Source organism: Halomonas sp. HNIBRBA4712 (assembly GCF_043558675.1).
GTDB lineage: Bacteria > Pseudomonadota > Gammaproteobacteria > Pseudomonadales > Halomonadaceae > Vreelandella.
Genome location: NZ_JBIFXR010000038.1, coordinates 1 through 256, shown reverse-complemented (window position 1 = coordinate 256; position 256 = coordinate 1). Strand labels below are relative to the sequence as shown.

Below are 256 nucleotides of genomic sequence, written 5' to 3'. Positions count from 1 at the left end.
TGATTCCGATAGTGACTCGGACTCAGACAGCGACTCGGATTCCGACAGTGACTCCGACTCTGATAGCGATTCGGACTCGGACAGTGATTCAGACTCCGATAGCGACTCGGATTCCGACAGTGACTCTGACTCCGACAGTGACTCGGATTCCGACAGCGATTCCGACAGCGACAGCGACTCGGATTCGGATAGTGACTCCGATTCCGACAGTGATTCGGACTCCGATAGTGACTCGGATTCGGATAGCGACTCCGAC

General features: G+C 55.1%; 1 protein-coding gene. It reads left to right on the top strand.

The annotated features are described in order from the left end of the window. The coding region (locus ACGK9R_RS17225) for a hypothetical protein (RefSeq protein ID WP_186365084.1) at positions 1-256 on the top strand (256 nt) is incomplete at both ends.